Origin of the sequence: Streptomyces pathocidini (assembly GCF_001418495.1) — a bacterium.
GTDB lineage: Bacteria > Actinomycetota > Actinomycetes > Streptomycetales > Streptomycetaceae > Streptomyces > Streptomyces pathocidini.
Genome location: NZ_LIQY01000424.1, coordinates 1 through 5,762, shown reverse-complemented (window position 1 = coordinate 5,762; position 5,762 = coordinate 1). Strand labels below are relative to the sequence as shown.

Below are 5,762 nucleotides of genomic sequence, written 5' to 3'. Positions count from 1 at the left end.
CGGCCCCGGGGCCGTCGGCGGCGGGCTCTCCGGCGGTTCCCGCGGTCGCGGGCTCCGGTACGGACTCGCGTGCCGCGGTGGCTGACGCGGGGTCTGCGGGCGCGATGGTCACGTGGCTCTCCCTCGCTCGGCTGGGGCCGCGGGGGAGGGGAGACGGGAGCGTACGGGCGTGCGGCACCCCGTTCACGGCAGGGCGGCACACCGCGCAGCATCCGTCGGCCCAACCCGCGAGGCCCGGACGATTCACAGCCCGGCTCGGTCGAACCGGGCGTGCCGCCGGCAGGTCATCGGACTCGGAAAACGCGTGAACGCGCCTGTCCATACCGTTGCGGGACAGTTCCGGATTCGCACCGGATTCCCCTGCGGCGACAGCGAGCATGAGCATACATCTTGTGGTGAGGTCCGCACGCACCCCCACATCTTGTGTCATGGCGTGAAGGCGGCAGGCGCTTCGGTGCGTTAGCCTGTGGGTACGGCCGGGACCGCGACGGCCCAAGTCCCGTATCCGAAGCCGCGCATGACGGACGTACGGGCCGTCGCGCCCTCGGATCAAGGGGCGGCGGCCCGTACGTGACGCGGGTGTTCCGTCAGCCGGTCAGCAGCAGCGGAAGCCCTCTCTGGGGTCCGCCTCCCGCGCGTCCACGCGGTGGCGCTCGAAGGCGCGGCGGGTCAGGACCGGTGCCCGCGGGTCGCGGGCGCGCGCGTGGGCGACGTAGCGGTCGTAGGCCGCCTCGCCCGTCGCCTCGCGCCAGAACCACCGCGCGCGGGCGGTGAACCGCCGTACGGACTCCCACGACTTCCGTACGGACTCCCACGGGGACTTCCGTACGGACTCCCGCGAGGGCTCCCGTACGGACTCCCGCGAGGTCACCGGCCCCGCCCCGCTCGTCACGGCCTGCTCGCGGTTTCCGTGGACGGGCCCGCCATCTCGACCCCGGCCGTGGCCAGTTCCGCCTTCTCCTCCTTCGTCGGGAAGAGACCGGCCGGAGCGACGAGACGCGACTTCTCGTACGGGACCTCGTGCAGCGTCACGGACCGCGGGTCGCGGATCGCCTTCCAGCAGACGCGGGCCGCGTCCGCGATGACCACGATGATGAGGATCGCGAAGAGCGCCGACAGCACGCCGTCTACCGTGGCGTTGGTGAAGATGGTGTGCATGTCGTCCATGGTCTTGGCCGGTGGCAGGACCTTGCCCGCGTCGATGGCCTCCTGGTTGACGGCCCGCTGCTGGAAGAAGCCGACCCTCGGGTCGTCGGAGAAGATCTTCTGCCAGCTCGCGGTCAGCGTCACCGCCGCGTCCCAGGCCAGCGGAATTGCCGTGATCCAGGCCCACTTGAGGCGCCCGGACTTCACCAGCAGGGTCGTGCACACGGCCAGCGCGACCGCCGCCAGCAGCTGGTTGGCGATGCCGAAGAGCGGGAACAGCTGGTTGATGCCGCCCAGCGGGTCGTGCACGCCGACCCACAGGAAGTAGCCCCAGCCGCCCACGACGACCGCGCTCGCGAACCACACGCCCGGCTTCCAGCTGATCTGCCGGAACGGCTTGTAGACGTTGCCGAGCATGTCCTGGAGCATGAACCGGCCGACCCGGGTGCCCGCGTCCACCGTGGTGAGGATGAACAGGGCCTCGAACATGATCGCGAAGTGGTACCAGAACGCCTTCAGCGAGGCACCGCCCACCACCGAGGAGAAGATCTCCGACATGCCGAGCGCGAAGGTGGGCGCGCCGCCGGTCCTGGAGAGCAGGCTCGCCTCCTCGACCGACTTGGCCGCCGCCGCCAACTGGTCGGGGGAGATGGAGAACCCGAGCCCCGCCACCGCCTGCGAGGCGGACTCCACCGTGGTGCCGATGACGCCCGCGGGGGAGTTGACCGCGAAGTAGAGGCCGGGGTCGATGATGCAGGCCGTGATCATCGCCATGATGGCGACGAACGACTCCGTCAGCATGGCGCCGTAGCCCACCATCCTGATCTGCGTCTCCTTCTGGATCATCTTCGGGGTGGTGCCCGAGGAGATCAGGGAGTGGAAGCCCGACAGGGCGCCGCAGGCGATGGTGATGAAGACGAACGGGAAGAGCGAGCCCGCGAAGACCGGCCCCTTGCCACTGGTGGCGAAGTCGGTGACGGCGGGCATCTGCAGCGTCGGCAGCGCGATGACCACGCCGAGCGCGAGCAGCACGATCGTGCCGACCTTCATGAAGGTCGAGAGGTAGTCGCGCGGGGCCAGCAGCATCCACACCGGGAGCACGGAGGCCACGAACCCGTAGGCCACCATCCAGACGACCAGCGTGCCCGGCTCCAGCGTGAAGGTGTCGGCGAACGAGGACTCGGCGACCCAGCCGCCCGCGACGATGGCGAGCAGCAGCAGCGCGACGCCGATGAGCGAGACCTCGGTGACCCGGCCGGGGCGCAGCACCCGCAGGTAGAAGCCCATGAGCAGGGCGATCGGGATGGTCATGGCGATGGAGAAGACACCCCAGGGCGAGTGCGCCAGCGCGTTGACGATCACCAGCGCCAGCACCGCCAGCAGGATGATCATGATCGCGAAGACCGCTATCAGCGCCGCGGCCCCGCCCACGGGCCCGATCTCGTCCCGCGCCATCTGGCCCAGCGAGCGGCCGTTGCGGCGCATCGAGAAGAACAGCGTCACCATGTCCTGCACCGCACCGGCGAAGATCACGCCGACCACGATCCAGATGGTGCCCGGCAGATACCCCATCTGCGCCGCGAGCACCGGCCCCACCAGCGGCCCCGCGCCCGCGACCGCCGCGAAGTGGTGACCGAAGAGCACACGCCGGTCGGTGGGGTGGAAGTCGACGCCGTTGTCGAGCCGTTCGGCGGGGGTGGCCCGCGTCTTGTCGGTCTTCAGCACCCGGTTGACGATGAACCGCGCGTAGAACCGGTACGCGATGGCGTACGAGCCGAGGGCGGCGGCCACCATCCACGCGGCCGACACCTCCTCGCCCCGCGAGAGCGCCAGCGCGGTCCAGCCGATGGCGCCGACGAGGGCGACAAGTCCCCATACCGCGATGGATTGCGGAGTGAAAGCGCGCTTCGGACTCTGGGGTGGTGCTGGCTCTGCCATGTCGGCGGCTCCGTCTCTCCGGCGGCGGTCTGCACCCCGGTCCGCGACCGGGATCTGCTACGTAACGCGCAGAAAATCTAAGCAAGCCGACGGGAAACCGTCACCACCTGTCCGCATTCCAGTACGGATACGGTTCGCCGAGCCCGCGCCGAGCCCATGCCACGCCCCTGCCGAGCCCGCGCCGTACCACCGCGCACGGCCCCAACTCCCGTACTCCGGCGGCAGGTCAGCCCGCCGGACGCCGCAGTCTGGCCACGAACTTGTAGCGGTCGCCGCGGTAGACCGACCGCACCCACTCCACCGGGCGGCCGTCCGCGTCGAGCGAGTGGCGCGAGAGCATCAGCATCGGCAGCCCGACGTCCGTGCCGAGCAGTCCGGCCTCGCGCGGGGTGGCCAGCGAGGTCTCGATGGTCTCCTCGGCCTCGGCCAGGTGCACGTCGTAGACCTCGGCCAGCGCCGTGTAGAGCGAGGTGTACTTGACCAGGCTCCGGCGCAGCGCCGGAAAGCGCTTGGCCGACAGATGGGTTGTCTCGATCGCCATCGGCTCGCCGCTCGCCAGCCGCAGCCGCTCGATCCGCAGCACGCGCCCGCCGGCCGCGATCGAGAGCAGCCCGGCGAGCCGGTCGTCGGCCGTGACATAGCCGATGTCCAGCAGCTGGGAGGCGGGTTCGAGGCCCTGGGCCCGCATGTCCTCGGTGTAGGAGGTGAGTTGGAGGGCCTGGGAGACCTTGGGCTTGGCGACGAACGTGCCCTTGCCCTGGATCCGCTCCAGCCGCCCCTCGACGACCAGCTCCTGGAGCGCCTGGCGCACGGTCGTCCGGGAGGTGTCGAACTCGGCGGCCAGCGTGCGCTCCGGGGGGACGGGGGTGCCCGGTGGCAGTGTCTCGGTCATCCCCAGCAAGTGGCGCTTGAGTCGGTAGTACTTGGGCACGCGGGCGCTGCGGGCCGGCACCGTCCCGTTGGTCGCACCATGGGTGCCCTCCGGCCCTTCGCCTGCCTCTTCGGCTGTCATGGCCAGCCTTCCCGACTGCTCCTCCGCTGCCGTCACCGGCTCCTCCGTCCCTCAGGCCTCATCGTGGCGCGGTCCCGGCCGCGGGTGGCTGTCACCTCAGGTGTCGGTCCGGTAACGGAGCCGACAGCGACTCTTATACACCCTTGACACCCCTAAAGGTCTAGGCCAAGCTGCCGAGCACTGGTCTAAACCATTAAAGACCACGTCCCCGCGCCGCACACGGTGCATGCCCGTAACGAGTCGATTCCGACTCAGCGGACTCCGGGGGTGGGGGAGTTCTGGCATCCCTTGAAGGAGGGGTCGTGAAGCGCAAGCTCATCGCGGCGGTCGGCGTCGCAGCAATGATCACTGGTGTCGCGGCGTGCGGCTCGGAGGGCGGCGAGGCCGCGAAGAACCCCAAGGACCGCAAGGAGACGCTCACCGTCTGGCTGATGTCCGACGCGCAGAGCACCTGGCCCGAACTGGTCAAGGACGTCAACGACCAGTTCAAGGAGAAGTACCCCGACGTCACCGTCAAGGTGCAGTACCAGCAGTGGGCAGACAAGGCCAAGAAGTTGGACACGGCGCTGGGCGGCAGCAACTTCCCCGACGTGGTCGAGCTCGGCAACACCGAGACCATGACGTACATCCTCAACGGGGCGCTCGGCGAGATCGACCCCAAGAAGTACGACAACTCCGACACCTGGATCCAGGGCCTCAAGGACACCTGCGCCTTCGAGGGCAAGCAGTACTGCGTGCCGTACTACGCGGGCGCGCGCGTGGCCATCTACAACACCGAGATGTTCAAGAAGGCCACCGGCTCGGACGCCTTCCCGCAGACCGAGGACGAACTCCTCGCGGCTGTCGGGAAGGTCCAGGCCGAGTACGGCAAGAAGGACAAGCGTTTCTCGGGCCTCTACCTGCCGGGCCGCTACTGGTACGCCGCGATGTCCTACGTCGCCGCGTACGGCGGGAAGATCGCCGAGTACGACGAGGGGGCCAAGGAGTGGAAGGCTACCCTCAGCAGCCCGGAGGCCCAGCGGGGCATCCAGCACTACGTCGACCTGGTCAAGAAGTACAACAAGGGTGACCAGACCAAGGACGAGCAGGACCACGCCAACGTGATGGCCAACGAGAAGGCGGCCCTCATCTACGGCAACGGCTGGGAGGCCGGCGGCGTGGTCGACGGGAAGGCCAACGGCAACCCCAAGCTCGAAGGCAAGATCAAGACTGCGGGCATGCCGGGACCGAACGGCAAGGCGCTGCCGTCCTTCATCGGCGGCTCCGACCTCGCCACGATCTCCAAGTCGAAGGTCCAGGACCTCGGCCAGGAGTGGATCTCCCTGTTCACCAGCGAGAAGTCCCAGGAGGTGCTGGCCTCCAAGGACATCCTCCCCAACAACACCAAGCAGTTGGAGCCGCTGAAGCAGAAGGAGTCCACCGCTCCGATCGCCAACGCGGTGCCGGACGCCTGGTTCACCCCGATCGCCCCCGGCTGGACCGCGATCGAGAAGGACGAGGTGCTGGAGGACATGCTCCTCGACGTCCTCAAGGGCACTCCGGTCGCCGACGCCACGAAGAAGGCCGACACACGGGTCAACGAGCTCATCAACAAGGCTTCCTGAGCCGTCGTACACCGGCGGTCAGGGCATGCCGCGTGACCGTACGCCCTGACCGCCGGTGTACG

The 5,762-nt window shown here is 69.0% G+C and carries 3 protein-coding genes, 1 pseudogene and 1 riboswitch; of the genes and pseudogenes, 1 reads left to right on the top strand and 3 read right to left on the bottom strand.

Going from position 1 to position 5,762, the window contains the following annotated elements:
- Positions 1-261: 261 nt before the first annotated feature.
- Positions 262-385, bottom strand: a riboswitch (cobalamin riboswitch).
- A 210-nt stretch (positions 386-595) separates the two neighbouring features.
- The 3 genes and pseudogenes from AOK16_RS19420 to AOK16_RS19410 all read right to left on the bottom strand — a co-directional run.
- Positions 596-784, bottom strand: a pseudogene (locus tag AOK16_RS19420) (YbdD/YjiX family protein); the annotation flags it as partial.
- 104 nt (positions 785-888) lie between these two features.
- Positions 889-3,084, bottom strand: a complete 2,196-nt coding sequence (locus AOK16_RS19415) for a carbon starvation CstA family protein (protein ID WP_055473481.1) — start codon at positions 3,082-3,084, stop codon at positions 889-891.
- A 226-nt stretch (positions 3,085-3,310) separates the two neighbouring features.
- Complete coding sequence (locus AOK16_RS19410; RefSeq protein ID WP_055473482.1) at positions 3,311-4,096, bottom strand: GntR family transcriptional regulator; 786 nt, start codon at positions 4,094-4,096, stop codon at positions 3,311-3,313.
- 302 nt (positions 4,097-4,398) lie between these two features.
- Here AOK16_RS19410 and AOK16_RS19405 point away from each other — a divergent pair, with 302 nt between their 5' ends.
- Positions 4,399-5,700, top strand: coding sequence for a sugar ABC transporter substrate-binding protein (locus AOK16_RS19405; RefSeq protein ID WP_055473480.1), 1,302 nt, complete (start codon positions 4,399-4,401; stop codon positions 5,698-5,700).
- Positions 5,701-5,762 lie beyond the last annotated feature (62 nt).

Bases quoted from the DNA above. Each gene is read 5' to 3' on its own strand.
- AOK16_RS19410 (WP_055473482.1), bottom strand. From the start codon at position 4,096: ATGACAGCCGAAGAGGCAGGCGAAGGGCCGGAGGGCACCCATGGTGCG.
- AOK16_RS19415 (WP_055473481.1), bottom strand. From the start codon at position 3,084: ATGGCAGAGCCAGCACCACCCCAGAGTCCGAAGCGCGCTTTCACTCCG.